Origin of the sequence: Umezawaea sp. NPDC059074 (assembly GCF_042738955.1) — a bacterium.
Lineage (GTDB): Bacteria > Actinomycetota > Actinomycetes > Mycobacteriales > Pseudonocardiaceae > Umezawaea.
This window is the reverse complement of sequence record NZ_JBHYHC010000009.1, coordinates 59,841-84,544: the sequence shown is the minus strand read 5'-3', so window position 1 is coordinate 84,544 and position 24,704 is coordinate 59,841. Positions and strand designations below refer to the sequence as shown.

29 protein-coding genes are annotated in these 24,704 nt (G+C 70.2%); 13 read left to right on the top strand and 16 right to left on the bottom strand.

Annotated features, from left to right (window positions below; translation table 11 throughout):
- The 6 genes from ACFWW9_RS06955 to rpmB form a co-directional block, all read right to left on the bottom strand.
- Positions 1–1,449, bottom strand: coding sequence for a diguanylate cyclase (locus tag ACFWW9_RS06955; RefSeq protein ID WP_390372514.1), 1,449 nt, complete (start codon positions 1,447–1,449; stop codon positions 1–3).
- Positions 1,450–1,566: 117 nt separating this feature from the next.
- The gene (gene bluB, locus ACFWW9_RS06950) at positions 1,567–2,217 is read right to left on the bottom strand and encodes a 5,6-dimethylbenzimidazole synthase (RefSeq protein ID WP_390372512.1); all 651 of its coding nucleotides are present in this window, start codon (positions 2,215–2,217) and stop codon (positions 1,567–1,569) included.
- Between the two features lie 63 nt (positions 2,218–2,280).
- Positions 2,281–2,529: a 30S ribosomal protein S18 gene (gene rpsR / locus ACFWW9_RS06945; RefSeq protein WP_390372510.1), complete on the bottom strand. Its 249-nt coding sequence runs from the start codon at positions 2,527–2,529 to the stop codon at positions 2,281–2,283.
- Entirely contained in the window at positions 2,526–2,831 is a 306-nt protein-coding gene (rpsN, locus tag ACFWW9_RS06940; RefSeq protein WP_390372508.1) for a 30S ribosomal protein S14, read from the bottom strand. The genes rpsR and rpsN overlap by 4 nt, the downstream gene beginning before the upstream one ends.
- Entirely contained in the window at positions 2,831–2,998 is a 168-nt protein-coding gene (gene rpmG / locus ACFWW9_RS06935) for a 50S ribosomal protein L33 (RefSeq protein ID WP_390372506.1), read from the bottom strand. The genes rpsN and rpmG overlap by 1 nt, the downstream gene beginning before the upstream one ends.
- Complete coding sequence (gene rpmB / locus ACFWW9_RS06930; protein WP_390372505.1) at positions 2,998–3,237, bottom strand: 50S ribosomal protein L28; 240 nt, start codon at positions 3,235–3,237, stop codon at positions 2,998–3,000. The genes rpmG and rpmB overlap by 1 nt, the downstream gene beginning before the upstream one ends.
- Before the next feature lie 46 nt (positions 3,238–3,283).
- Between rpmB and mrf the strand changes: the two genes are divergently transcribed.
- From mrf to rpmF, 3 genes are read left to right on the top strand one after another with little or no spacing between them, the layout of a single operon-like run.
- Complete coding sequence (gene mrf, locus ACFWW9_RS06925) at positions 3,284–4,354, top strand: ribosome hibernation factor-recruiting GTPase MRF (RefSeq protein ID WP_390372503.1); 1,071 nt, start codon at positions 3,284–3,286, stop codon at positions 4,352–4,354.
- Entirely contained in the window at positions 4,351–4,602 is a 252-nt protein-coding gene (locus ACFWW9_RS06920; RefSeq protein ID WP_390372501.1) for a type B 50S ribosomal protein L31, read from the top strand. Before mrf ends, ACFWW9_RS06920 begins: the two co-directional genes overlap by 4 nt.
- Positions 4,602–4,766 (top strand): 50S ribosomal protein L32, encoded by a 165-nt coding sequence (gene rpmF / locus ACFWW9_RS06915; RefSeq protein ID WP_390372499.1) that lies wholly within the window; start codon positions 4,602–4,604, stop codon positions 4,764–4,766. The genes ACFWW9_RS06920 and rpmF overlap by 1 nt, the downstream gene beginning before the upstream one ends.
- Positions 4,767–4,815: 49 nt before the next feature.
- Here the strand turns inward: rpmF and ACFWW9_RS06910 are convergent, their stop codons facing one another.
- Positions 4,816–5,481 (bottom strand): histidine phosphatase family protein, encoded by a 666-nt coding sequence (locus ACFWW9_RS06910; protein WP_390372497.1) that lies wholly within the window; start codon positions 5,479–5,481, stop codon positions 4,816–4,818.
- Between the two features lie 83 nt (positions 5,482–5,564).
- Here ACFWW9_RS06910 and ACFWW9_RS06905 point away from each other — a divergent pair, with 83 nt between their 5' ends.
- The 6 genes from ACFWW9_RS06905 (at position 5,565) to ACFWW9_RS06880 (ending at position 10,807) form a co-directional block, all read left to right on the top strand.
- Positions 5,565–5,885 carry an EthD family reductase gene (locus ACFWW9_RS06905; RefSeq protein WP_390372495.1) on the top strand — a complete coding sequence of 107 codons (321 nt, stop codon included), beginning with the start codon at positions 5,565–5,567 and terminating at the stop codon, positions 5,883–5,885.
- The gene (locus ACFWW9_RS06900) at positions 5,882–6,712 is read left to right on the top strand and encodes a 3-hydroxyacyl-CoA dehydrogenase family protein (protein WP_390372493.1); all 831 of its coding nucleotides are present in this window, start codon (positions 5,882–5,884) and stop codon (positions 6,710–6,712) included. Before ACFWW9_RS06905 ends, ACFWW9_RS06900 begins: the two co-directional genes overlap by 4 nt.
- A 10-nt stretch (positions 6,713–6,722) precedes the next feature.
- The gene (gene eis, locus ACFWW9_RS06895) at positions 6,723–7,874 is read left to right on the top strand and encodes an enhanced intracellular survival protein Eis (RefSeq protein WP_390372490.1); all 1,152 of its coding nucleotides are present in this window, start codon (positions 6,723–6,725) and stop codon (positions 7,872–7,874) included.
- A gap of 20 nt (positions 7,875–7,894) precedes the next feature.
- The gene (locus tag ACFWW9_RS06890; protein ID WP_390372487.1) at positions 7,895–8,533 is read left to right on the top strand and encodes a trimeric intracellular cation channel family protein; all 639 of its coding nucleotides are present in this window, start codon (positions 7,895–7,897) and stop codon (positions 8,531–8,533) included.
- Positions 8,534–8,702: 169 nt separating this feature from the next.
- Positions 8,703–9,398: a response regulator transcription factor gene (locus ACFWW9_RS06885; protein ID WP_390372484.1), complete on the top strand. Its 696-nt coding sequence runs from the start codon at positions 8,703–8,705 to the stop codon at positions 9,396–9,398.
- Complete coding sequence (locus tag ACFWW9_RS06880; protein WP_390372631.1) at positions 9,398–10,807, top strand: ATP-binding protein; 1,410 nt, start codon at positions 9,398–9,400, stop codon at positions 10,805–10,807. The genes ACFWW9_RS06885 and ACFWW9_RS06880 overlap by 1 nt, the downstream gene beginning before the upstream one ends.
- 30 nt (positions 10,808–10,837) lie before the next feature.
- Here ACFWW9_RS06880 and ACFWW9_RS06875 read toward each other — a convergent pair whose 3' ends face one another.
- The 4 genes from ACFWW9_RS06875 to ACFWW9_RS06860 are packed head-to-tail and all read right to left on the bottom strand — an operon-like array spanning position 10,838 to position 15,359.
- On the bottom strand, positions 10,838–12,193 hold the full coding sequence (locus ACFWW9_RS06875; RefSeq protein ID WP_390372482.1) for a glycoside hydrolase family 36 protein: 1,356 nt from the start codon (positions 12,191–12,193) through the stop codon (positions 10,838–10,840).
- A 13-nt stretch (positions 12,194–12,206) separates the two neighbouring features.
- The gene (locus tag ACFWW9_RS06870; RefSeq protein WP_390372479.1) at positions 12,207–13,091 is read right to left on the bottom strand and encodes a carbohydrate ABC transporter permease; all 885 of its coding nucleotides are present in this window, start codon (positions 13,089–13,091) and stop codon (positions 12,207–12,209) included.
- Positions 13,088–14,047, bottom strand: a complete 960-nt coding sequence (locus ACFWW9_RS06865) for a carbohydrate ABC transporter permease (RefSeq protein WP_390372477.1) — start codon at positions 14,045–14,047, stop codon at positions 13,088–13,090. The genes ACFWW9_RS06870 and ACFWW9_RS06865 overlap by 4 nt, the downstream gene beginning before the upstream one ends.
- A 4-nt stretch (positions 14,048–14,051) precedes the next feature.
- Entirely contained in the window at positions 14,052–15,359 is a 1,308-nt protein-coding gene (locus ACFWW9_RS06860) for an ABC transporter substrate-binding protein (RefSeq protein ID WP_390372475.1), read from the bottom strand.
- Between the two features lie 272 nt (positions 15,360–15,631).
- On the opposite strand from ACFWW9_RS06860, the gene ACFWW9_RS06855 reads away from it, so the two are divergent.
- The 4 genes from ACFWW9_RS06855 to ACFWW9_RS06840 all read left to right on the top strand — a co-directional run bounded on the left by ACFWW9_RS06855 (position 15,632) and on the right by ACFWW9_RS06840 (position 21,034).
- A complete protein-coding gene (locus tag ACFWW9_RS06855; protein WP_390372472.1) occupies positions 15,632–17,629 on the top strand; it encodes a beta-galactosidase in 1,998 nt (665 codons plus the stop codon).
- Position 17,630: 1 nt separating this feature from the next.
- Entirely contained in the window at positions 17,631–18,428 is a 798-nt protein-coding gene (locus ACFWW9_RS06850) for a DeoR/GlpR family DNA-binding transcription regulator (protein WP_390372470.1), read from the top strand.
- Between the two features lie 8 nt (positions 18,429–18,436).
- Positions 18,437–19,516, top strand: a complete 1,080-nt coding sequence (galT, locus tag ACFWW9_RS06845) for a galactose-1-phosphate uridylyltransferase (RefSeq protein WP_390372628.1) — start codon at positions 18,437–18,439, stop codon at positions 19,514–19,516.
- Between the two features lie 81 nt (positions 19,517–19,597).
- Positions 19,598–21,034, top strand: a complete 1,437-nt coding sequence (locus tag ACFWW9_RS06840) for a trypsin-like peptidase domain-containing protein (RefSeq protein ID WP_390372467.1) — start codon at positions 19,598–19,600, stop codon at positions 21,032–21,034.
- Positions 21,035–21,165: 131 nt separating this feature from the next.
- Here the strand turns inward: ACFWW9_RS06840 and ACFWW9_RS06835 are convergent, their stop codons facing one another.
- From ACFWW9_RS06835 to ACFWW9_RS06815, 5 genes are read right to left on the bottom strand one after another with little or no spacing between them, the layout of a single operon-like run.
- Positions 21,166–21,576, bottom strand: coding sequence for a hypothetical protein (locus ACFWW9_RS06835; RefSeq protein WP_390372465.1), 411 nt, complete (start codon positions 21,574–21,576; stop codon positions 21,166–21,168).
- Positions 21,576–22,679 carry a molybdopterin-dependent oxidoreductase gene (locus tag ACFWW9_RS06830; RefSeq protein ID WP_390372461.1) on the bottom strand — a complete coding sequence of 368 codons (1,104 nt, stop codon included), beginning with the start codon at positions 22,677–22,679 and terminating at the stop codon, positions 21,576–21,578. The genes ACFWW9_RS06835 and ACFWW9_RS06830 overlap by 1 nt, the downstream gene beginning before the upstream one ends.
- Complete coding sequence (locus ACFWW9_RS06825; RefSeq protein WP_390372458.1) at positions 22,676–23,290, bottom strand: SAM-dependent methyltransferase; 615 nt, start codon at positions 23,288–23,290, stop codon at positions 22,676–22,678. Before ACFWW9_RS06825 ends, ACFWW9_RS06830 begins: the two co-directional genes overlap by 4 nt.
- Entirely contained in the window at positions 23,287–23,955 is a 669-nt protein-coding gene (locus ACFWW9_RS06820; RefSeq protein WP_390372456.1) for a DUF2064 domain-containing protein, read from the bottom strand. Before ACFWW9_RS06820 ends, ACFWW9_RS06825 begins: the two co-directional genes overlap by 4 nt.
- Positions 23,952–24,593: a glycosyltransferase family 2 protein gene (locus tag ACFWW9_RS06815; RefSeq protein ID WP_390372626.1), complete on the bottom strand. Its 642-nt coding sequence runs from the start codon at positions 24,591–24,593 to the stop codon at positions 23,952–23,954. The genes ACFWW9_RS06820 and ACFWW9_RS06815 overlap by 4 nt, the downstream gene beginning before the upstream one ends.
- Positions 24,594–24,704: the final 111 nt, after the last annotated feature.

Sequence of the window (24,704 nt, the reverse complement as noted above, 5' to 3'; positions counted from 1 at the left end):
CTAGTTCACGATCTCCTGCAACGGCGGCTCGACCTCGACCCGGTTGCGGCCGTGCCGCTTCGCCCGGTACAGCGCCATGTCCGCCGCCGCGAACAGCTGGTCCAGCTTGGCCGGTCCCGCAGCGACACCGATGCTGACGGTCGGCCGCTTCGCCGTGCCCAGGACCATCGACCAGTCGTGCCCGTCGACGGCAGCCCGGATGCGCTCGGCCACGGTCGGGCCGACCTCCGCGTCGGAGTTGCCGTTGTCGCCCAGCAGCACCACGAACTCGTCACCGGCCCAGCGCGCCACGAGGTCGTCCGTGCGGCACTCGCGGCGCAGCAGTTGGGCTATCTCGCGCAGCGCCGCGTCACCGGCGGCGTGACCCGCGTCGTCGTTCACACCCTTGAACCAGTCCACGTCGACCAGCACCAGCCACGGCACCCGGCCGCGCGACGCGGTTCCCTCCAGCAGCCGGGCCGCCGCCATCTCCAGTCCGAGCCGGTTCGCCAGGCCCGTCAACGGATCCCGCGCCGCGGCTTCCTGCGCCGCCGCCGCGAGTTGCTGCGCGCGCAACGCGGCCTGCCGGTGCTCCAACGCCTGCCCGAGGCCCTCCTGGAGGGTTTCCGACGCCGTCTGGCCCGCGGCCACGCTGCACCGCAGCGCGGCGGCCTCGCCGACGGGGTCGTCCATCTCGGAGCAGATGTTCGCCAGGTCCAAGGAGAACCGCAGCATCAGCGACGTGTCGTTGATGGACTGCGCGGACGCGACGGACCGGCTGGCGAGCGTGCGGGCCTCCACCAGTTCACCGCGTTCGCGGTGGACGGTGGACAGCACCCAGTTGCCGACGGCCATGCCCCAGTGGTCGGTGATGGCGGACGCGAGTTCGAGGGTCTTGCGGCCCGCCTTCTCGGCGGCGTCCAGCTCGCCGATGCCCGCGAGCGCCCGGCCGTACGCGCCGAGCAGGCCGCGCCGGACGTGGTCGTCCACGGTGTCGAGCGCCAGTCCCTCGGCCAGGTGGCCCCTGGCCTCCTCGAAGATCGCGGGCGCGGCGGCGGGTGGACCGGAGGCCGCGCGGAAGTTCAGCGTGCCGCCCAGCCGTTGCAGGCAGTGCGCCAGCGTGTCCGGGCCGTTGGCCCGTCTGGCGACCTCGACGGCCCTGCGCACCATGTCCAACGCGGCGTGCCGGTGCCCGATGCCCTCGAGCAGGTAGCCCAACGTGCCCATGGTCTGCGCCGCGGCGGGGCTGTCGGTGGTCTCGGAATCGACGTCCAGCCACCCTTCGGCGGCCAGTTCCAGCGCCAGGGGGATGCGGCCCAGCCGCCACGCCATCACGGCCCTGTGCACCAGAACGGCTGAGCGGACCCAGCGGTCCGCGCTCGGAGGGGCCTTGGTGACCACCTCGTCGAACACGGCGTTCGCCTCGGGTAAGCGCCCAGCGTTCAACAGCACCCGGACCCTCAGGTCCATGTGCGTCACGTGTCCCGCTGTCAGCGGATCGCGCTGCTCCACTCGTGCTCGACACTCCATTCCGACTCGCCGAGCGGGAACACGAGGTCCCACCCCTGCCGGCACGGCCCCAACAGGCTACCGGGAGGAGCGCTCCCTGTACCGCTCGTGGTGCATGACGTCTTCGACAGGTATGCGGTTCCGCCATCCCGCGCGTTCCAGATCGGGTTGATCGGGCAACCCTGCCACGGGTCCGACGCAAAGCCACGCGACCGGCCGAATTCTTGCCGGAATGTGCAGCAACCGACGCAGGACGTCCTCCCGGTAGAAGCTCACCCAGCCCACGCCGAGGCCTTCCGCGGTCGCCGCGAGCCACAGGTTCTGGATGGCGAGGCAAACGGAGTAGAGGCCGGCGTCCGCGATGGCGTGCCTGCCCAGCACGGCGGGGGAACCCCGGTCCGGGTCGTACGTGACGACGATCCCGAGGCTCGACTCCAGGATCCCCTCGACCTTGATGCGGCCGAACAGCTCGGCGCGCTCGGCGTCCAGCTGGGCGGTGAACAGGCTGCGCTCGGCGTGCACGTGGTCGCGGAACGCCCGCCGGGTGGTCTCGTCGCGCACCAGGACGAAGTCCCACGGCTGCGACAGCCCGACGCTCGGGGCCGCGTGCGCCGCCGTCAGCACGCGTCGCAACGCGTCCGGCGCGATCGGGGCGCCGGTGAACTCGCGCCGGGTGTCCCTCCGCCGGTGGATGACGTCGTATAGACCGGATAGTTCGGTGGTGCTCATTGGCACGATCGTGCCCGGAGCGCGGAACGACCACCAGCGTGGGGGTGGCCGCTCCGCGCGCGGCTACTTCCCCTGGGAGGGGTAGGGGAGCAGCGCCATCTCGCGGGCGTTCTTGATCGCCGTGGCGACCTGCCGCTGCTCCTGCGGCGTCAACCCGGTGACCCGCCGCGAGCGGATCTTGCCGCGGTCGGAGACGAACTTGCGCAGCAGTGTCGGGTCCTTCCAGTCGACCTCGGTGATCCCCTCGCGCTTGAGGATGTTCACGCGTCGCTTCGGGATCCCGCGCCGTTCGGGCTTGGCCACGGCGGTCACCAGCTCGACTTGCTGACGCCGGGCAGTTCGCCGCGGTGCGCCATCTCGCGTAGACGGACGCGGGACAGCCCGAACGCCCGGAAGTACGCGCGCGGCCGTCCGTCCACGACGTCCCGGTTGCGCAGGCGGGTGGGGCTGGCGTCGCGCGGCAGGCGTTGCAACCCGGCCGCGGCGGCGGCGCGCTGTTCGTCGGTGGACGAAGGGGAACGCAGTTGTTCCTTGAGCAGAGCGCGTTTCTCGGCGTACTGCGCGACGACGATCCGGCGCTGCTGGTCCCTGGCGATCTTGGACTTCTTGGCCATCAGCGCTCCTCCTTGAAGTCGACGTGCTCGCGGATCACCGGGTCGAACTTGCGCAGCACCAGCCGGTCCGGGTCGTTGCGCCGGTTCTTGCGGGTGACGTACGTGTAGCCGGTGCCCGCGGTGGACCGCATCTTGATGATCGGCCGGACGTCCGTGCTCCTGGCCATCAGACCTTCACCCCCGTGGCGCGCAGCTTCGCGACGACGGTCTCGACGCCGTGGCGGTCCACGGTCTTGATCCCCTTGACCGACAGGGTCAGCACCACGTGCCGCCCCTCGGACGGCAGCCAGTAGCGGCGGCGCTGCGTGTTGGGCAGCCAGCGCCGCGAGGTGCGCCGGTTGGAGTGCGAGACCTGCTTGCCGAAGCCGGGTTTGCGGCCCGTCAGCTGGCAGTGGCGTGACGACACACGACCTCCTTTGAAATGACATCCATTTCCATCTACAGTAACCCACATGAAAACCGTTGTCGTCATGGTGGCCGGAGTCGCGGAGCACCCGGTGGCCGAGGAGGTCTGGCGCGCGATCGAGGGGTCGGTCCTCGTGCGCCACGACCTGAGCCGCATCGCCGAGGGCGTCGTCGACCGCTGGGTCGACGGCCGCGTGACGCGCGTCGACCTGGCGCACGGCTGCGTGTCGTGCACCCTGCGCGAGGACCTGATCCCGTTGCTGCGGTCGCTGGCGGGCCGGACGGTGGTGCTGCACCTCGACCCGGCCCTGGAGCCGGAGGCCGTGTGCATCGCCCTGCCCGCCGACGCGGTGCACGTGGCCTCGGTGATCGCCGTCCTCGACCGGGAGACCTGGCTCGCCGACGCCACGGGCGAGATGAGCCTGGCCGAACGCGGCCTCGGCGCGTCGGGCGACGACGAGCGCACGGTCGCCCAGGTCGTGGTGGGGCACGCGGAGTTCGCCGACGCGCTGGTGCTGATGGGCGAGCCGGGGGACGTCCGGACCGAGGCCGTGCTGGACCGCGTGGCACCGGGCGTTCCTCGCCAAGAGCTGTCCTCTTTGGACGTTCCGGCGCTGCTGGCCGCGCCGGAGAACCGGCCGTACGACGCGTTCGGCCCGCTGCTGCGCGGGCTCCCGCTCGAACCGGACGGGCCCGTGGCGACCGTCCACTTCACCGACCGCCGACCGTTCCACCCGGAACGCCTGCACGAGGCGCTGGACGTCCTGCTCGAAGGCGTGGTCCGCACACGCGGCCGGGTCTGGGTCGCGACCCAGCCGGACATGGCGCTGTGGGTCGAGTCGGCGGGCGGCGGCCTGCGCATCGGCGACGCGGGCAACTGGCTGGCGGCCGTGGACGACTGGTCCGACGTGGACGCCGAACGCCAGGTCATGGCCGAACTCTCCTGGGACCCGTACTACGGCGACCGGGCCCAGGAACTCGTCGTCATCGTGCACGAGGCGTCGACGGCGGAGATCGAGGCGACGCTGCGGGCGGCGCTCGTCACGGACGAAGAACTGGCGGAGGGCGACTTCACCGCCGACCCGTTCGCCCACAACTCGAAGGAGGAAGCATCGTGAAACCCGGCATCCACCCCGACTACCACCCCGTCGTCTTCCGGGACAGCTCCACGGGCAAGCAGTTCCTGACCCGCTCGACGGCCACCTCGGACAAGACGGTCGAGTGGGAGGACGGGAACACCTACCCGTTGCTGACCGTCGACATCACCTCCGACTCGCACCCGTTCTGGACGGGCACGCAGCGCCTGATCGACACGGCGGGCCGGATCGAGAAGTTCAACCAGCGCTACGGAAAGCGGCAGAAGTAATGGCGGTCCCGAAGAGGAAGACGTCCCGCTCCAACACCCGGCACCGGCGCGCGCAGTGGAAGGCGACCGCGCCGGACCTGGTGGAGGTGCGGACCCTGGACGGCAAGGTGCTCCGGGTGCCGCGGCGGTTGGTGGCGGCCTACAAGCGGGGGCTGTTGGGCTAGCCGGTCGACGCCGGAGCCCTGGAACACCCCGCCACGGCTCCGGCGCGCACTACCCGCGTGGACCCGCCTGGACCTGCGTCTCGCCGTCCGGCGACTCCCGCCACTGCTCGAACGGCCGGTCCAGCCGCCACTCGACGCCGTCGTGGTCGAGGACCCGCTGCCCGCACGTGTCCAGGTTGGACAGCGACTCGAACAGCTCCACGCTCCACGAGAACAGCCGCCTGCACAGCAGCCGGATCGTCAGGCCGTGCGACACGATCAGCACCGTCCGCGGGTGGCGGGGGTCCTTGCGCATGTGGAGTTCGAGTTCGCCGAGGAACGCCGCCAAGCGGTCGTCGACGTCCGCGCCGGACTCGCCGTTGGGCAGTCGGAAGAAGAAGTGGCCGAACGCGTGCCGCTGGTGCTTGAGGACCTCCTGCTGCACCGGGTCCTGGAGGTTGCCCCAGTCCTGCTCGCGCAGGCGCGGTTCGGCGATCACCCGGTCGACGACGTCGCCGAGCTCCAGTCCGGCCAACGTCTTGCGCGTCCGCAGGTACGGGCTGACGTACACCGCGACGGGCCCTTCGCCGATGAGCCCGCGGATCGACGGTCCGGCCGAGCGGGCCTGCTGCTCCCCCAGCGCCGTGAGGGGGAGGGAGTGGTCGGGGACCCGGCAGTACGCCGACTCGTCGACGTTGCCGAGGCTCTGGCCGTGTCGCAGCAGGATGATCCGCACCCCACCATCTTGCGGGAGAGACTGATCAGGGCAACCGGTGGACGCTGTTACAGTCCAAGCGGAAAAGCGACAGGGAGTGTCACATGATCAAGTACGTCGCGCTCTACAAGAAGCCCGCCGACGTGGCGGACTTCGGCGAGAAGTACTTCTCCTCGCACCTGCCGATCGTGGCGAAAACCCCTGGCCTGCTGCGTGCCGAGGTGGCGAAGGTCGATCGCGTGCTGGTGCCCGGCTTCCTCGGCGACACCGACCTGCACGTGCTCGCGGAGATGTACTTCGAGTCCGCCGAGGTGATGCGGGCGGCGTTCCAGACGCCCGAGTGGCACGCCGCCGGGGCGAACCTGTCGGAGATCGGCGGCCTGGAGCTGGTGGCCATGTTCACCGCCGAGGTGGTCGCCGAATGATCGCGGTGGTGATCGGTGGCGGCACGATGGGCGCGGGCATCGCGCACCTCCTCCTCGCGGGCGGCCACGACGTGACGCTCGCCGAAGCGGGCGCGGACCGGGCCGAGGCCGCCCACGGCGCCGTGCTGCGCTCGCTGACCAAGGCGGCCGAACGCGGGAAGCTGGCGGCCACGCCGGACGAGCTGCTGGCCCGGCTGACCGTCGTGCCGGACCTGGCCGCGGCGCCGTCGGACGCGGAGCTGGTGGTCGAGGCCGTGCCCGAGAACGCCGACCTCAAGCGCCGGGTCCTCACTCAGGCCGCAAGCGTTTGTCCACAGGCCGTGCTGGCGTCCAACACCTCCTCGCTCTCGATCTCCGCGCTGGCCGAGGGGCTGCCGGGCGACCGCCTGGTCGGGATGCACTTCTTCAACCCCGTCCCGGTCCAGGAGCTGGTCGAACTCGTCCACCACGCGGGCGTCGACCCGGACGTGGTGGCACGGGTCCGCGCGTGGGCCGAGGCGCTGGGCAAGACCGTCATCGAGGTCCGCGACTCGCCCGGCTTCGCGACCTCGCGGCTCGGCGTGGCGGTCGGCATGGAGGCCATCCGGATGCTGGAGGAGGGCGTGGCCAGCGCCGACGACATCGACACCGGCATGCGCCTGGGCTACGGCTGGCCCATGGGTCCGCTGAAGCTGACCGACCTCGTCGGCCTGGACGTGCGGCTGGCCATCGCCGAGCACCTGGCCGCCGAACTCGGACCGCGGTTCGCGCCGCCCGCCCTCCTGCGTGACAAGGTCGACAGGGGTGAGCTGGGGCGGAAGACCGGTCAGGGCTTCTTCACCTGGTAAGCAGGACCACGTGGAAATTCGGGAGTACACCGAGGACGACCGGGACACCGTCGTGCGGATGCGCAAGCTGGCGTTCGCGAGCACGGGGGAGCCGCCGGAGAAGCTGCTCACGCCCGGCACGTTCGGCGTGCTCGCCCACGAGGGCGGCCACGCGCTCGGGTCGCTGCTGATCAACGACTTCGCCCAGCACTTCGGCGGCCGCCCGGTGCCGATGGGCGGCATCGGCGGGGTCGTGGTGGACCCGCACGCGCGCGGCAGGGGCGTGGCGTCGGCGCTGGTCGACACGGCCCTGCGCCGGATGCGGGAGCAGGGGCAGGCGCTCTCGGTGCTGTACCCGACCGTGCCAGCCCTCTACCGGGGCCGCGGCTGGGAACGCGCGGGCGTGCTGGAGCGGATGACGTTCCCGATGGACCGGCTGCTCATGTCGCCGAAGGCGACGCACCGGCTGGCCACCCGCCGCGCCACGAAGGCGGACCTGCCGGACATTCACGCCGCCTACCTCGCACTGGCGGCCACCGTGGACGGCCTGCTCGACCGCCACGAGCCGACCTTCCAGCCCGAGAAGCTGCTCGACCTGGACGTCGCCACCGTCGTCCACGACGCCGACGGCGTCCTGCGCGGCTACCTCACCGCCGACCGGCTGAAGGAGGGCCTCAAGGTCCACGACCTCGTCGGCGCGGATCTGGACGCCCAGCTCACCCTGCTCGCCGAGCTGACGTCGTGGGCCGGGGTGCTGGACAAGGTCGACCTGCGGGTCCTCGACCCGGCGTTCACCGGCCTGCTCACGTCGCAGGCCGTCCGCTTCGACATGTCCACCAACCAGTGGCTGCTGCGCGTGGTCGACCTGCCCGCCGCCGTGGCCGCGCGCGGCTGGCCGAACGCGGCGGGCCTCAAGGGCGGCGCGGTGGACCTCGACGTGGTGGACGAGCACGCGCCGTGGCACGCGGGCAGGCACCGGCTCGTCGTGGACGACGGCGAGGTGTGGCTCGAACCGGGCGGCAGCGGGACCGTGACGCTCCAGGCCAGGGCACTGGGACCGTGGTTCACCGGCGTGCAGAGCACCCACGCGCTGCGCCGCGCGGGCCTGCTGACCGGCGACGCGCCCCTGCTCGACCAGCTCGTGGCCGCTCCGGGAACCCCGCGCCTCGCCGACTTCTTCTAGCGCACCTACCCTGGCCCCTCGTGCTCCTCATCGTGCTGGAACTGGTCGGCATCGCCGTGTTCGCGGCGTCCGGCGCACTCGCCGCGGTCCGCGCCCGCCTGGACGTGTTCGGCGTGATCGTGATCGCCCTGACGACCGCGCTCGGCGGCGGTGTCATCCGGGACCTGCTGCTCGGCGTGCACCCGCCGAGCAGCCTCACGAAGTGGCCGTACCTGCTGGTCCCGGCCGTGACGGGCCTGCTGGTGTTCTGGTTCCACCCGCACGTCGCGAAGCTCCGCAGGGCCGTCCAACTCCTCGACGCCATCGGCCTAGGCCTGTTCGTCACCGGCGGCACGTCGACCGCACTGGCCCTGGGCGCTCCGGCGTACACGGCGTGCCTGATCGGCATGACCACGGGCATCGGCGGTGGAGCCCTGCGCGACATCCTGCTGCGCGAGATCCCGCTCGTCCTGCGCAAGGAGATCTACGCCGTCGCGGCCCTCCTGGGCGGCGTCGTGGTCGCGGGCGGCAGCCTCCTGAACCTCCCCGACGCCCCCATGGCACTGGTCGGATCGGCCCTCGTGGTGACCGTCCGCCTCCTCGCCCTCTGGCGGAAGTGGAACGCTCCCGTGGCTGTGTTGGATGGCCGCTCCTCCGGAGACGGCGGCGAGGCCGCCTGAAAGTCGGCAGTTCGGCCCCGATTTTTCCGCGGCGGGAGACTTCGTCACCCGCCGCGGAAAAATGGTGACCGACCTACCGCCGCGGCCTCGCGGACTTGACGCCTAGTTCACACGGTTTGTTGGGCTCCCTCTCAGGCGTCTCTCAGGACGAAGGGCAACACTTACCCCCATGCGCATCCTTGTTGTCGACGACGACCGGGCCGTGCGTGAGTCGCTACGCCGCTCACTGCAATTCAACGGCTACCAGGTGGAAACTGCCGGCGACGGCCAGCAAGCGCTCGAGTCGGTGACGACGGCGCGCCCGGACGCGATGGTCCTGGACGTGATGATGCCGAGGCTCGACGGGCTCGAGGTGTGCCGCAGGCTGCGGAGCACCGGCGACGACCTGCCGATCCTCGTGCTGACGGCCCGCGACGCCGTGTCGGACCGGGTGTCCGGCCTGGACGCGGGAGCCGACGACTACCTGCCCAAGCCGTTCGCGCTGGAGGAGCTGCTGGCCCGCCTGCGTGCGCTGCTGCGCCGGGCGAGCACCGAGCAGGACGAGGCCGAACGCGCTCGCGCCACGCTGAAGTTCGCCGACCTCGAACTCGACCCCGGCACCCGCGACGTGCGTCGTGGTGAGCGGGCGATCAGCCTCACCCGCACCGAGTTCGCGCTGCTGGAGCTGTTCCTCGCGCACCCGAAGCAGGTGCTGACCCGAGGTCGCATCCTGGAGGACGTGTGGGGCTACGACTTCCCGACCTCCGGAAACGCCCTCGAGGTCTACGTCGGCTACCTGCGGCGCAAGACCGAGCTGGAGGGCGAGCCCAGGTTGCTGCACACGGTGCGTGGCGTCGGCTACGTGCTGCGGGAGACCCCTCCGTGATCCTCACGCCCAGCCCGTCGGACGACGTGCTGGCGACCGGCAGGTTCCAGCGCGTGTCCCTGCGCGTCCGCGTCACCCTGCTGGCGGCGTTCTGCGTCGCCGGCGTCGTGGCGATGGTGTCGCTGGGCGCGTACATGACGGTCAGCCGCAACCTCTACACGCAGCTCGACGAGACCTTGCGCCAACGCGTCACCGACGCCATCGCCACCCCGTCCATCCGGGGCGGCGAGGACCTCCAGACGTTCCCCGGCGCGTTCCTGGTGGCGGGCGACATCCGCATCGGCCTGCTCGACGAGTCCGGCCAGATCTTCTACGCCAAGGGCACGACCCCACCCCCGACGAACGGCAACGACCTCAAGGTCGCCAAGGGCGAGCTGGCGGAGAACATCTGGACCGACGACCGCACCGGTTTCCGGGTGATCTCCAAGCAGTACAGCCCCAACGGCCAGGCCATGGTCATCGCCCAATCCATGAAGCCACTACGAGCAACCTTGGGCAAGCTCAACGTCGTCCTGTTCGTCATCAGCGGCCTCGGCGTCCTCATCGCCGCAGCAGCGGGCACAGCCGTGGCCAGAACAGGCCTACGACCAGTGCAACGCCTCTCGGAAGCCACCGAACGAGTGGCCATGACCGGCGACCTCCGCCCGATACCCGTCACAGGCGACGACGAACTCGCCAGACTCACCCAACGCTTCAACGCCATGCTGGGCGCGGTAGCCGAATCCCAAGAACGCCAAAGACGCCTGGTAGCCGACGCGGGCCACGAACTCCGCACCCCACTCACGTCCATGCGCACCAACCTGGAACTGCTGCTCGCCTCCGAACGCCCAGACGCCCCGACCCTGTCCGATGTGGACAAGGCCGAGATCAACGACGACGTACGGGCCCAGCTCGACGAGCTGACCACCCTGATCGGCGACCTCGTCGAACTGGCAAGGGAAGACGCACCACAGGTCGTACAGGAACCGGTCGACCTGGTCGAGGTAGTAGAGCGGGCCTTGGACCGAGCACGACGACGTGCGGTGACCCACGTGACCTTCGACGTCCACTTGCAACCATGGTCCCTGCTGGGCGACTCGAACTCACTAGAACGAGCAGTCCTCAACCTCCTCGACAACGCCGTCAAGTTCAGCCCCGACGACGGAGTCGTCCGCCTGGAGCTGAAGCAAATCGGCGACGGCAGCGCGGTAGTAGAGGTAGCCGACTCCGGCCCAGGCATCGAAGACGCGGACATGCCCCACGTGTTCGAGCGATTCTACCGGTCGTCGGAGGCCAGGACCCTACCGGGTTCCGGTTTGGGCTTGGCGATCGTCAAGCAGGCGGCCGAACGTCATGGCGGCATGGCTTACGCGGGCCGCGCACCGGAAGGCGGCGCACTCTTCGCCATCAGACTGCCAGGAAGGCCCTGAGGCGGTTCGACACCGAACCGCCTCAGGGTGTCAGCTCTTCACGAAGTACCGAGGAACAGCCCCGGCCAACAACCGCCGAGTAGTCTCCAACCCCCACGAATCCAACTGGTCCAACCCATCGGACGACCCACGAAGCCCACCAAACCGGGCAACGTGCTCCGCCCACTCCTCCCGCCGCTCCACCTCAGGCCGGGCCACGATGCAATCCGGGTCGTTCACCCAGAACCGCCCGTGCTGAAATGCCCGCGACACCCCGTTGAGCACAGCCCCACGCTGCGACGGCTGCGAAAGATCCCCGTTCCCAGGCAGGAACTCCGGCGCGATGTCCGCGCTCACCCGCATCGAGTCGAACAACCCGATGCTCGGCAACTGCGGCGCCCCACACCCCAACAGGTACGAGTCCCCGATCTCGGACCGGATCAACTCCACACCCGTCCGATAAGCCTCAACAGGCGTCACATCGGCATACCGCCGCCCAGGCAACGCAGCGGCATAAATGAAGTCGATCTTGTGAAAGTCGATCCCCCACGAGCCGAACGTCGAGAACACCCGCCGCAGGTACTCGACAGCCCCAGGATGCGTGGTGTCCAACGCGAACAGGTCCTGCCCCCAGTTGTGACCCGCGCTGACAGGTGCCCCGCCTTCACTCCGCACCAACCACTCGGGATGCTCAGCGAAGGTCCGCGACCGCCCTCCCACCAGGAACGGCGCGGTCCAGATCCCCGCCCGCCGCCCATGATCCGCGATCCGCCGGAACAACCCCGGCACGTCCGCGAACCGCCCGGACGGCACCAACCAGTCCCCGATCTCCTCCTGGTACCCGTCATCCACCTGCACGACGTCGATCGGCAGATCCAGCTCGTCCATCTTCGCCAGGTTCAGATCGACGTCAGCCTCGGTGACCTTCGTGAAGTACTGGTACCAGGAACACCACGTGGTAGGCGCAACCCGAGGCGCGGCGAGCCCCAACTCCCGAACCACCGAATCCGCCCACCGCGCAAAGGCTCCTTGAACCCCACCGGGCCCATCATCGATCCGCACCACGACATCACCATCGGCCGACACCACCACCCGATCATCCACAAAGGACGCCAAAATGGTGGGAACCACAGCAGTGGGCGAAGAAGCCGCGATCACCGCGATGGGCCCACCCTCACCGGGATCGACCGCCAACAACCCCTCACCGCAGTAAACCCCAGCCGCGGGATCCGACTCGGCCCGATAACACACGATCCGGTGATGCGGCTCCACCCACCGATGGGGCAGTTCCCCCACCCGGTACCCCGTCGACGGCGACCACGACTGCCACCCCTGCTCGTGGATCCGAACGGAATCCGGGTCGACGGAAATCTCGGCAACCGTGCGCAACTCCCGCAACTCCCGCAACTCCCGCAAATCCCTAGCCCTTCGTCGATCCGAGGGTGAGCCCCCCGACGAACTGCTTCTGCAACGTGAAGAACACGACCAGCGTCGGCAACGCCACCAGCAGCGACCCGGCGGCCACGAGGTTGTTGTCGGTGAAGAACGTCCCCCGCAGGTTCTGCAGCGCCGACGTGATCGGCATCTTGTCCCCGGTCTGGATCAGCACCAGCGCCCACAGGAAGTCGTTGTAGATCCAGGTGAACTCCAGCGTCGCCAGTGCGGCCAGCGCCGGGCGGCACAGCGGCAGGATCACCTGCCAGTACTGCCGGAACACCGATGCCCCGTCCACCCGCGCCGCTTCCGTCAGCTCGTGCGGGATCGTCTTCATGTAGTTGCTCAGCACGAACGTGCAGAACCCGATCTGGAACGCCACGTGGATCATCACCACGCCGAGCTGGCTGTCGATCAGCGACCCGCTGTCGCTGATCCACTCCGGCACCTCGATCAGCCGGTACAGCCGCCACAGCGGCGTCACGATGACCTGCTGCGGCAGCAGGTTCCCCGCCGTGAACAGCATCAGCAGCCCGAGGTTGAACTTGAAGCTGAACCGCGACACCCCGAACGCCACCATCGAGCTGAGCAGCAGCGTCAGGATCACCGCGGGCAGCGTGATGACGAACGTGTTGATGTAGTAGTGCGGCAGGTCCCCGGTCGTCCACGCGTTGGCGAAGTTCTCGAACGTCAGGCTCTCCGGCAGCGAGAAGTACCCGTTGCGGGCCGTGTCCTCGTACGTCCGCAGCGACGCGTACACCGCCCACAGCAGCGGAGCCAACGTCATCAGGCACGTCAGCACCAGGAACACGTGCAGCACGACCCGACCGGGTCGCAACGGGGCTTTTCGGGCACTCACCGATGTCGTCACGCCCGGTTCTCCTTGCTGAACACCTGGTACAGGTACGTGATGATGAAGCCGAGGGAGATCAGCAGCAGGATCACCGCGAGCGCTGACCCCCAGCCGATCCGGCTCGACTCGCCGATGATGTTGTCGGTCACCAGCACCGACAGCAGCTCCAGCCCGTTGCGGCCCTTGTTGATGATGTACACGATGTCGAACGCGCGGAGCGCCTCGATCACGGTCACCACCAGCACCACGATGTTCACCGGCTTCAGCACCGGGAAGGTGACCCTGGTGAACGTCTGGAACGCGTTGGCGCCGTCGAGCGACGCCGCTTCCTTCAGCGCCGGGTCCACGGACTTCAGGCCCGCCAAGTACAGCAGCATGATGTACCCGGTGTGTCGCCACGCGGCGGCGACCAGCACGGCGTAGAGGTTGATGTCCGGGTCGCCGAGCCAGTTCGTCGGGTTGTTGTCGGCGGTGCCGAGCAGGTTGTTCAGCAGGCCCTGCTCCGGCTGGTAGATGAGCTGCCAGATGAAGCCGACCAGCGCGAGCGACAGCACCATCGGCAGGTACAGCGCGCTCTGGTAGATGCGGCCGAACTTGATCTGCCGGTCCAGCAGGACCGCGAGGAACAGGCCCGCCACCGTCGGGATGACCAGCAGGAACGCCAGCCAGATCAGGTTGTGCTGGAACGCGGGCCAGAACCGCGGGTACCGGGTGAAGATGTCGACGTAGTTCTGGAACCCGACCCACTTGATGTCCTCGAACCCGCCGATGCCGTCCCACGAGCTGAAGGACAGCGCCACCGACCCGAGCGACGGCAGCCACACCAGGACCACGTGGATCAGGGTCGGGATGCCCAGCATCAGGCCCAGCACCAGCTTGTCGGTCCCGCCCAGCGCGGTGGCCTTCTTGCGGCGGGACCGCACCCGAGGAGCAGGAGTCTCCTCGGGTGCGGCCTTCTCGCTCAACGCGGTCAACTCGTCACCCCGTGAAGATCGTCTTGGCCTGGTCGGCCATGCCCTTGAGCACGGAGTCGATGTCGTTCGGGTTCTGGATGAACGCGTTCAGGCCGTTGGTCGCCGCGTCGCTGGCGAACCGCGGGTCCGTGTCGCGGTCGAGGAACTGGGTGATGTGCTTGGCGTTCTTGATGACGTCGACGGCCTTCTTCTGGAGCGCCGTGTAGCCGGAGGTGTCGGCCTTGGTGCTGGTGGCGATCGACGACGGGTCGGACTTGAGGTACGCGAGCTGCGTCTCGGGCTTCGCCAGGTACTCCAGGAGCTTCTTCGCGCCCTCGGGGTTGGCGGGCTTCTTCGCCATCATGTAGCCGTCGATGGGCGCTTCCACCGTGTCCTGGCCGAACTCGGGGTTGATCTCCGGGAAGGCGAAGAAGTCGAGGTCGTCCTCCTGGCCCTTGAACTGCTGGGCCACGAACGTGCCGAGCAGGTACATGCCGGACTTGCCCTGCTGGACGCTCTGCGCGGCCTCCTGCCACTCGCGGCCGAGGCCGTTCTCCTGGTGGAAGGGCAGCAGGCGCTTCCACTGGTCGAACACGTCGCGCACCTTCTTGCCCTGCCAGTCCTCCTTGCCCGCCATCAGGTCGACGTGGAACTGGTAGCCGTTGGTGCGGAAGTTGAGCTGGTCGAACGTGCCCATGCCGGGCCAGCCCTGCTTCTGCGCGAACGCGATGGGCGCGAGGCCGTCGGCCTTCATCTTCGTGGAGAGGGCGACGAACTGGTCGATGGTCTTCGGGACCTCGTAGCCCTTCTGCGCCCACACGCTCTTGAGGTAGAAGACGCCCCACGGGTACTGGGTGAACGGGATCAGGTACTGCTTGCCGTCCTTGGCGGTCGCGGCTTCCTTCAGCGCGGGCGCGTAGTTGTCGCCGACGGTGGACCACACGTCGCTCAGGTCGCCGGTCAGGCCCTTCTCCGCGAAGAAGCGCATCCGGTAGCCCGCGAACCAGGCGAGCACGTCGTCCGGCTTGCCCTGGAGGTAGTTGTTGATCTGCTCCTGGTACTGCTCGTGCTGCTTGGTGTTGATCGAGATCTTCAGCGCGTCCGTGTCGAAGCCCTTGAGGGCGGCGGTGATCGCGTCCTTCGGCACCTGGTCGGACAGGTTGTTGCCGAACGTGACCGTGCCGTTCGACGAGGACCCGGAGCCCGAGCTGCCGCAGGCGGCGAGGCCGCCCGGCACCGCCGCGATCCCGGCGGTCAGGAGCAGGCCTCGGAGCACGGCCCTGCGGCCGAGGAGGGGATTCACGGACTGGGAACTGGGCGTGTACCGGACCATCGTTGCTCCTGAGGACACTCGACCAAACCAACCGAACACGGAGTCAAACAAAGTTGCGCATAATGTTGCGTCCAGCACACGAGGTGTCAAGCCCCGTTACGAAGCCGTTAACCAGGTACAACGTTGTAAAAACACCGCGCCTACCTGGTACAACGTTGTAAAAATGAGCCGGCTCACATGTTCTGGCCGCTGATCAGCTCCAACAGACCCAAACGGAGGATCTTGTTGGACTGTGTTGACGTTGTGGGTCCCTGTCAGCCACCCTTGCCACCATGACCACTTGGCCCACTGGAGTGCCCGGCCTGGCTTGGGGTGCCGACTACAACCCCGAGCAGTGGCCGGAGGAGGTGTGGGCCGAGGACGTCGAGCTGATGCGCCGGGCCGGGGTGAACCTGGTCAGCGTCGGCATCTTCTCGTGGGCGCTGCTGGAGACCTCCGAGGGCGAGTACGCCTTCGAGTGGCTCGACCGCGTGCTCGACCTGCTGCACGAGGGCGGGATCCGGGTCGACCTGGCCACGGCTACCGCCTCGCCGCCACCGTGGCTGACCACCGCGTACCCGGACGTGCTGCCCGTGCGCGCCGACGGCGTCCGCTTCACCCACGGCTCGCGCCAGGAGTACTGCCCCAGCTCACCGGTGTACCGCGCGAAGGCCGTGGCGCTCGCGACGAGGCTGGCCGAGCGCTACCGCGACCACCCCGCGCTGGCCGCGTGGCACGTCGGCAACGAGTACGGCTGCCACGTCGCCCGCTGCTACTGCGACCGCTGCGCCGAGGCGTTCCGCCGGTGGCTCCAGCGGAAGCACGGCGACCTGGACACCCTCAACGAGGCGTGGGCCACGGCGTTCTGGAGCCAGCACTACTCGGCGTGGGACCAGGTCCTGCCGCCGCGGGTCACGCCGACCTTCGGCAACCCCGGCCACCTGCTGGACTTCGACCGGTTCTGCTCGGACGCGCTGCTGGAGCTGTACGTGGCCGAGCGCGACGCGCTGCGCGGGATCACGCCGGACGTGCCGATCACCACGAACTTCATGGTGGGCTGGACGTTCGACGCGCTGGACTACTGGTCGTGGGCGCGCGAGGTCGACTTCGTCTCCAACGACCACTACACCCGCTCCGAGAGCGACGACCGGCACGTCGAGCTGGCCATGGCCGCCGACCTGACCCGCGGCCTCGCGGGCGGGAAGCCGTGGCTGCTGATGGAGCACTCCACGTCCGCGGTCAACTGGCAGCCGCGCAACATCGCCAAGCAGCCCGGTGAGCTGCGGCGGAACTCCTTCGCGCACACCGCCCGCGGCGCGGACGGCACGCTGTTCTTCCAGTGGCGGCAGTCGCGCGCGGGCGCCGAGCGCTTCCACTCGGCGATGGTCCCGCACGCGGGCACGGAGACGAAGGTCTACCGGGAGGTCTGCGAGGTCGGCGCGGAGTACGCCAGGGCCTCCGAGCTCGTCGGGTCCACTGTGGACGCTGCCGTGGCCGTCGTCTACGACTACCAGTCCCGTTGGCTCTCCGGCCAGCAGGCGCACCCGACCGCGGACTTCTCCTACCAGGACACCGTGTTCGCGCTGTACCGGCAGCTCTGGGACGCGGGCGTCACGGTCGACTTCCTCCCGCCCGATGGCGACTTCTCGCCGTACGAGCTCGTCGTCGTGCCCGCCCTCTACGCGGTGACCGACGCCGACGCCCAACGCCTGGCCGACTACGTCGACGGCGGCGGGCACGTGCTGGTCACCTACCTCTCCGGTGTCGCCGACGAGCGCGGCCACGTGCGGCTCGGCGGCTACCCCGGCGCGTTCCGCGACCTGCTCGGCGTGTGGACCGAGGAGTTCTTCCCGTTGCGGGAGAACGAGCACGTCACCCTCGACGACGGCGGCGTGGCGGGCGTGTGGACGGAATTGCTGCACCCGCGAGGTGCGGAAGTCGTCGCCTCCTACGCCGACGGGCCGCTGCCGGGCGTGCCCGCCGTGACCCGCAACCGGCACGGCGGCGGCACCGCGTGGTACCTGGCCTGCGGACTCGGCGGTGACGGTCTGCGACGGGTCGTCGACGCCGCGCTGGAGCACGCGGGCGTGCCGTCCGCACCGGGCGTGGAGATCGTTCGCCGCCGGGGTCGCCTCGACGGCGAGGCCGTATCGTGGCTGGTCGCGGTCAACCACTCGGCGGTGGCCGCCGAAGTGGCCGCGGCCGGCGTCGAACTCCTCACCGGCGCCCGTGTCGACGGACCGTGGGTGGTTCCGGCCGGGGCGGTCGCAGTGCTGAGGGAGATGGTGTGAAGTGCTGGCACGGCAACGACAAGCGGTGATCCTCGAGGAGATCCGCCGCACCGGGGCGGTCCGGGTGAGCGACCTCGTGGTGCGGCTCGGCGTGTCGGACATGACGGTCCGCCGCGACCTCGACGTGCTGGCGGCGCGCGGAGTCATCGAAAAGGTCTATGGCGGGGCCACCTCCATCGTCGGCCGCAGCACCGACGAGCCGGGGTTCGAGGCCAAGTCCGTGCGGCAGCTCCCGGAGAAGGAGGCCATCGCCCGGCAGGCCGCCGCGCTGGTCCGCCCCGGCACCGCCATCGGGCTGTCCGCGGGCACCACGACGTGGACGCTCGCGCGGTTCCTGGAGGACATCCCGGACCTGACCGTCGTGACGAACTCGATCCGGGTCGCCGACGTGCTCCAGCAGAGCGGCCGCACCGACCGCACGGTCGTGCTGACCGGTGGCGTGCGCACGCCGTCGGACGCGCTGGTCGGGCCGGTCGCCGTGCAGGCCCTGCGGTCGCTGCACCTGGACGTGGTGTTCCTCGGCGTGCACGGCATGGCCGAGCGGTCCGGCTTCACCACGCCCAACCTGAACGAGAGCGAGACCGACCGGGCCCTGGTGGACGCGGCGGGCCGCGTGGTGGTCGTCGCCGACCACACCAAGTGGGGCACGGTCGGCATCTCCACCATCGCCGACCTCGACGAGGCGGATGTGCTGGTCACCGACGAGGGCATGGCGGACGACGTCAAGGCCATTCTCGTCGAGCAGGTCGGGGAACTCGTGCTCTCGCACGTGCCCGGAAGGGGAGAGGAACTCGCGTGAAGGAAGCGTTGCGGCGGACCGCGGCGAAACTCGCGGATGGTCGGGAGATCATCTACTTCGACGACACCCCGGACGCTCCACCCCGCACGGCGGTGGACACCAGGGACCTGCCGGAGTCGCAGCCGCAGTCGGAGGTCCGCCGCGACCCGCTGACCGGCGAGTGGGTGCCGATGGCCGCGCACCGCCAGACCCGCACGTACAAGCCACCGGCCGACCTCTGCCCGCTGTGCCCGACCTCGCCGGGCAAGCCGACCGAGATCCCCGAGTCCAGCTACGACGTCGTGGTGTTCGAGAACCGCTTCCCGTCGTTCGCCGAGGACGTCCCGGACGTTCCGTCCACTGTGGACGGCATGCCGATGGTCGCCCGCGCGCCCGGCCGTGGCCGCTGCGAGGTCGTCGGCTTCACCTCCGACCACAACACGTCGTTCGGGCAGCTCACCCAGCACCGGGTGCGGACCGTCGTCGACGTGTGGGCCGACCGCACCGAGGCGCTCGGCGCGATCCCCGGCGTGGCGCAGGTCTTCCCGTTCGAGAACCGCGGCGAAGAGATCGGCGTGACGCTGCACCACCCGCACGGACAGATCTACGGGTACCCGTTCGTGACGCCCAAGACCGAGCGGATGCTGTCGGTCGCGGGCGAGTACTTCGCCGAGCACGGCACCCACGTGCTGGGTGACGTGCTGGCCGCCGAACGCGCCGCGGGCACCCGGATCATCGCCGAGGGCGAGCACTGGACGGCGTTCGTGCCCGCCGCGGCCCGCTGGCCCGTCGAGGTGCACGTGGTGCCGCACCGCCAGGTGCCGGACCTGCCCGCGCTGACCGACGCCGAACGCGACGACTTCGCGCACCTCTACCTGCGGGTGCTGCACATGCTGGACGCGCTGTACGACCGGCAGCTGCCCTACATCGCCGCGTGGCACCAGGCGCCCGTGCGCACGGGCCGCGACCTGGCGTGGCTGCACCTGGAGGTGTTCTCCGTGCTGCGCACGAAGGACAAGCTGAAGTACCTCGCGGGGTCCGAGTCCGGCATGGGCGTGTGGATCAACGACGTGACGCCGGAGCAAATGGCGGAACGGCTGCGGGGCTGAGTTTTGGCCGCCTGAATTACTCACACGCGATGCCCAGGTGCGTTTAAGGGTTCTCTCAGGCGGGCACCGCACAGTATGGGCATGACCGAGAACAACCACGGTGCCGCCGAGGACCAGCCTCAGCACGAGGCGCCGCAGACGCCGCAGCAGACCCCTCCTGCCGTGCCGAGCGAGCAGCCCAGCCCGTGGGCAGCCCACGCTCCTGCCTCCCCTCAGCAGGAGCAGTGGCAGCCGACTCCCGGTCCCGCCCACCCCGGTTTCCAGCAGCAGGGTGCTGGACAGCCGGACCCCGGCCAGCCAGGCGCTTTGCAGGGGGCGTCTGGCCAGCCGGGGACTTCTACCTCCCAGTTCGGCACGCCGCCACCCGGTCTGGGCGTTCCGCCGCAGACCGGCCCGTTCTACGCCCAGCCGGGCGTGTCGTACCCGGTGCAGCAGCAGGCTCCGCGCAAGCCCGGTCGGGGCCGGGTCGTGGCGGGGGTGGCCGCGGCGGTGCTCGCCGTCGGCGCGCTGTCCGGCGGCATCGGCGGCTACATCGGCTACCAGGCCGCGGTGGACGCCCGGCCGGTGACCAACGCCCTCAACGCGCCGAAGCCCGTCCAGCAGAGCAGCAACGCCCCAGCGGGGTCCATCGAGAGCGTCGCCGAGAAGGTGCTGCCCTCCGTGGTGAAGTTGCAGCTCTCCGGCGGTGAGGGCTCCGGCATCGTGATCAGCTCGGACGGCTCGATCCTCACCAACAACCACGTGGTCGAGGGCGCCGCCGCGGGCGGTCAGATCCAGATCGTGTTCCAGGACGGCAAGACCACGACCGCCACCATCGTCGGCCGCGACCCGTCGTCCGACCTCGCGGTGGTGAAGGCGGCGAACGTGAGCGGCCTGCCCACGGCGGAGCTGGGCAGTTCGGGCGACCTCAAGGTCGGCCAGCAGGTCGTGGCGATCGGGTCGCCGTTCGACCTCCAGGGCACCGTGACGTCCGGCATCGTCAGCTCGATGAACCGCCCGGTCCGCGCCGGTGGCGAGTCGGGCAGCCAGGCCTCGGTGCTGGACGCCATCCAGACCGACGCGGCGATCAACCCCGGCAACTCCGGCGGCCCGCTGGTGAACATGCAGGGCCAGGTCATCGGCATCAACTCCGCGATCTACAGCCCGAACTCCACCCAGCAGACGCAGGGCGGCTCGGTCGGCATCGGCTTCGCCATCCCGATCGACCAGGCCCGGCGCACGGCCAAGGAGATCACCGACAGCGGCAAGGCCACGCAGACCGTGCTCGGCGTCTCGGTGAAGGACGGCGACAACGGCGGCGCGCTGGTCAGCGACGTCACCGCCGGGGGAGCGGCCGAGAAGGCGGGCATCAAGTCCGGTGACGTGATCACCAAGTTCGACGACCGCAACATCGACACCTCCGACGCGCTGGTCGCCGCGGTCCGCTCCAAGGCCCCCAACGACAAGGTGAAGCTCACCATCGGCACCGACAAGACCGTCGAGGTCACCCTCGGCAGCCAGGTCGTCGAACCGAAGTAACCGCAGACCCCCGGCGTGATTGCCCCTCGCGCCGGGAACGGGTTCCCGGCGCGGGAGCAGGGAACGCAGGGAGAGCGAAGCTACCCCGGCGACAGGAACCCGAACACCTCGGCCGCGTCCGACAGGCCCCCTCACCTGTCAGGGCGCGGCCGGGTGTTCTCGCGTCTGGCCAGCCCGACGATCGCGACGACGACCCACACGACGGTCAACGCGACCAGCAGGCCGAGCAGGTACGGGCGGTCGTGCAGGCCCGGCGTGAGCGGCCCGGAGAACGAGCGCCACAGGTACGGGATCGACAGCACCACGAGGATCGCGCTCACCACCAGGCCCGCGCCGACCGGAGCGCGCCACGGCTTCGGCAGCACACGGGCGATGACCACGCCGCCGACGCCGACGACCGGCGCGATCAGCGCGTCGTGCACGACCGGCCCGCCGACGAGCCAGCCGCCCAGCGACAGCGGGCTGTCGAGCACCACCGGCAGCAGTTCCACCGCGCCCCAGCCGAGCAGCACGAGCCCCACGGCCCCGATCACCCACCTCATCACCGCACCTCCAGCCGGGAGACCCACTTCGTCTGGAGCACACCAGGCCTGCTGGGCGCGATGAGCCTGCACGGGTAGCCGTGGTCCAACGTCAGCTCCTCGCCGTTCATCCGCAGCGCCAGCAACGTCAGCGGGTCCGCGGTGTGCGTGCCGGGCAGGGTCGTCGACCGGTACAGCCCGCCCTGCTCCGACGACTCGACCTGGACCTCGCTGCCCGCGGGCAGACCGGCCCGTTCCAGCAGGTCCTTGACCGGGACACCGGTCCACGTGACGGTCGCGCTCCAGCCCTCCACGCACGCGATCGGCAGCTCCGCCGTGGTCTGCGGCATCGCCCGCAGCTCGTCGAGGCTGAACCGGCGGTCGCCGACCGTGAGCCGCCACGACGAGTCCGCGGCGGTCACCCCGGCGGCCGCGGCCAGCCGGTTGATCGGCACGCCCGTCGCGGACCGCGAGGCGAACACCGAGACGTTCCGCAGCCACGGCACCGTGCCGCCGACCGTGGCCAGCACGGCGACGCCGACGGCCCCGCCGGTGGTGAGCAGGAAACCCCGTCGGCTCAACGCGCCGGTCGTGGGCTTCGGGTCCTCGGTCGTCTTGCGGGTCAACGCCTCCCGGATGACCGGGAGCTTCACGGCGATGTGCACCAGCAGCGAACCCGTGGCGATCCACGCGACCGCGTAGTGCGCCGTGGGGAAGAAGAACGCCCACGGGTAGTTCTGGGCGACGTTGAACACGCCGGTCAGCAGTTCGAAGAACGACGCGCCGATCAGCACGAAGATCGAACCGCGCTCCAGCGCGTGCGGGATCGACTTGACCAGCGGCTTCCCGAACAGCTTCGGGTACACGCTCCACAGCTTGGCCAGCAGCAGCGGGATCGCCGCGACCCCGGACGTCACGTGGATCCCCTGGGTGATCCGGTACAGGTTCACCGGCCGCGACGGCCAGGTGAACCACGCGGCGGGGTGCTGGATGCCGTGGCTGATCAGGCCCGTGGCGAAGCACAGGCCGAACGCGATCCCCAGCCACAGCCCGATCCGCGCCGACACGCGCGGCCCGTGCGTCGGGCTCGTGAAGTCGGTTTCCTCGGGTGGACGCACCTTCACGACTGCTCCAGTTCGGCGAACCAGCGGCCCGCGCGCTCGGTGAGCCAGCGGATCCGGAACCCGGCCGCGCGGGCGGCGACCGCCAGCGCCTCCGGGTCCAGCCAGGCCCAGTCGAACCACGTGCCCCAGGAGTCCTCGCCCCCGACGCGGGCGCGCTCCTGGCGCAGGCCGCAGCCGGGCGGGTCGACCTCCAGCAGCACGGTTCCCCTGCGGTGCAACAGCATCCGGGCCCGGCGCAGCAGCGCCGTCGGGTCGCCGCCGATGCCGATGTTGCCGTCGGCCAGCAGCACGTGCGACCAGCGGCCCTCGCCGGGCAGCGTGGTGAACAGGTCCCGGCGCAGCGCCGGGCCGCCGCGCGACTGCGTCAACGAGACCGCGACCTCGGAGTTGTCCACGCCCAGCGCGATGATCCCGCGTTCCACCAGCGCGGCGACGAGCCTGCCGGGCCCGCAGCCGAGGTCGATGGTCGGGCCCGCGCACGCGTCCACGAGCACGCGGTCGGCGTCGTCGGCGTCGTCGTGCCACCTCGTGATCGGCATGTCGATCCGCCTCCCGCCACCCAGGTCCAGCCAGCACCGGGACCCGCGCAGCCCCACGTCGAACGCCGTCACCGCAACGCCCCGACGAGCAGCGCCTCGGCGAAGCGGCTGTCCGGCAGCAGGGCCGCGACCTCGCGCGCGGTCGCCATGTCGTCCACATCGGACAGTTCGGGGAGCAGGCCGATCCGCAGCCCGGCCTGCTTCAGCGCGACGGCCGTCAGCGCGCCGGTGTCGGCGCGGGACATGGGGACCGTCCGCAGCGGGCCCGCGCGGTAGCCGTCGCGCAGGCCGAGCGCCCACCAGCCGCCGTCGGTCGCCATGCCCAGTGCGGCGTCGACGTGCCGCAGCTTGTCGACGCACTCGTCCAGCAGTTCGGGGGTGACCTGCGGGGTGTCCATGCCGATCTGGAACACCGGCAGGCCCGCGTTCACGTGCGCCGCGTCGGCGTGGGCGTTGACCAGCCTGGCCGCGAAGTCGTCGCCGCGCTGCGGCACCAGGATCACCCGCCGCAGCAGGGACCGGATCTCCCGCGAGCGCTTGGCCCGCGTCAGGTCACCGGTGAGCGCGACGAGCGGCACCACACCGGGCGTGGCGAGCACGGCGTCGAGCGTGTCCAGCAGCGACGCGGCGGCGATGTCGGCCGCCTGCTCCGGCGGCACGGCCGGGCTGAGCCGGGTCTTCGCCTGGCCGGGGACGGGGGCCTTGGCCACCACCAGGACCGTGGCGCGGGCGGTCACCGGAGCACCCCCGCCATGTCGCGGACCGCGCGCATCGTGCCGCGCACCGAGCCGGAGACCTTCGACTTCGTGCCCGCCGCGCGCGGCCCGTACGTGACGTCGCGCTCCTCGATTCGCCACTTCGCCTCACCCGCGCGCAGCAGCAGTTCGAGCGGGTAGCCGAACGCGCGGTCGCGGATGCCGAGGTCCAGCAGGTCCTGTCTGCGGAACACCCGCATCGGCGCGATGTCGCGCACCGGCAACCCCTTGGCGCGCAACAGGGTCGCCAGCACGGCGTTGCCCGCTCTCGCGTGCCACGGCCACGCGCCCGCCGCGGTCGGCACGCGACGGCCCACCGCCATGTGCGCCCCGGCGCGCACCAGCGCGACCAGGTCGGGGAGTTGTCCGGGGTCGAGCGAGCCGTCCGCGTCGAGCACGCAGACGATCTCCGACCGGGCCTGTTCCACACCGGTGTGCGCGGCGGCGCCGTAACCCTTGCGCTGCTCGTGCACCACCCGTGCGCCGAGGGCGGCGGCCACCTCGGGGGAGCCGTCGCGGGAGCCGTTGTCGACCACCAGCGCGCGGAAGCCCGGAGGCAGCGCGCGCAGCACGCCGGGCAGAGCCGCGGCTTCGTCCAAGCAGGGGAGCACCACATCGATCTCGTCCACAACGGACAGAGTGGGCCTGATCGGGGGTCGGGAAAACCCTTTTGCTGCTTACCGAATCCTGACGTGTGACGAGTTCTTACGGGTGTCTGACGGATCCCGGTT

Coding starts and splice junctions, on each gene's coding strand:
- ACFWW9_RS06955 (WP_390372514.1), bottom strand. CDS start 1,449: ATGGACCTGAGGGTCCGGGTGCTGTTGAACGCTGGGCGCTTACCCGAG.
- bluB (WP_390372512.1), bottom strand. CDS start 2,217: ATGAGCACCACCGAACTATCCGGTCTATACGACGTCATCCACCGGCGG.
- rpsN (WP_390372508.1), bottom strand. CDS start 2,831: ATGGCCAAGAAGTCCAAGATCGCCAGGGACCAGCAGCGCCGGATCGTC.
- rpmG (WP_390372506.1), bottom strand. CDS start 2,998: ATGGCCAGGAGCACGGACGTCCGGCCGATCATCAAGATGCGGTCCACC.
- mrf (WP_390372503.1), top strand. CDS start 3,284: ATGAAAACCGTTGTCGTCATGGTGGCCGGAGTCGCGGAGCACCCGGTG.
- rpmF (WP_390372499.1), top strand. CDS start 4,602: ATGGCGGTCCCGAAGAGGAAGACGTCCCGCTCCAACACCCGGCACCGG.
- ACFWW9_RS06905 (WP_390372495.1), top strand. CDS start 5,565: ATGATCAAGTACGTCGCGCTCTACAAGAAGCCCGCCGACGTGGCGGAC.
- ACFWW9_RS06900 (WP_390372493.1), top strand. CDS start 5,882: ATGATCGCGGTGGTGATCGGTGGCGGCACGATGGGCGCGGGCATCGCG.
- ACFWW9_RS06885 (WP_390372484.1), top strand. CDS start 8,703: ATGCGCATCCTTGTTGTCGACGACGACCGGGCCGTGCGTGAGTCGCTA.
- ACFWW9_RS06860 (WP_390372475.1), bottom strand. CDS start 15,359: ATGGTCCGGTACACGCCCAGTTCCCAGTCCGTGAATCCCCTCCTCGGC.
- ACFWW9_RS06855 (WP_390372472.1), top strand. CDS start 15,632: ATGACCACTTGGCCCACTGGAGTGCCCGGCCTGGCTTGGGGTGCCGAC.
- ACFWW9_RS06840 (WP_390372467.1), top strand. CDS start 19,598: ATGACCGAGAACAACCACGGTGCCGCCGAGGACCAGCCTCAGCACGAG.
- ACFWW9_RS06835 (WP_390372465.1), bottom strand. CDS start 21,576: ATGAGGTGGGTGATCGGGGCCGTGGGGCTCGTGCTGCTCGGCTGGGGC.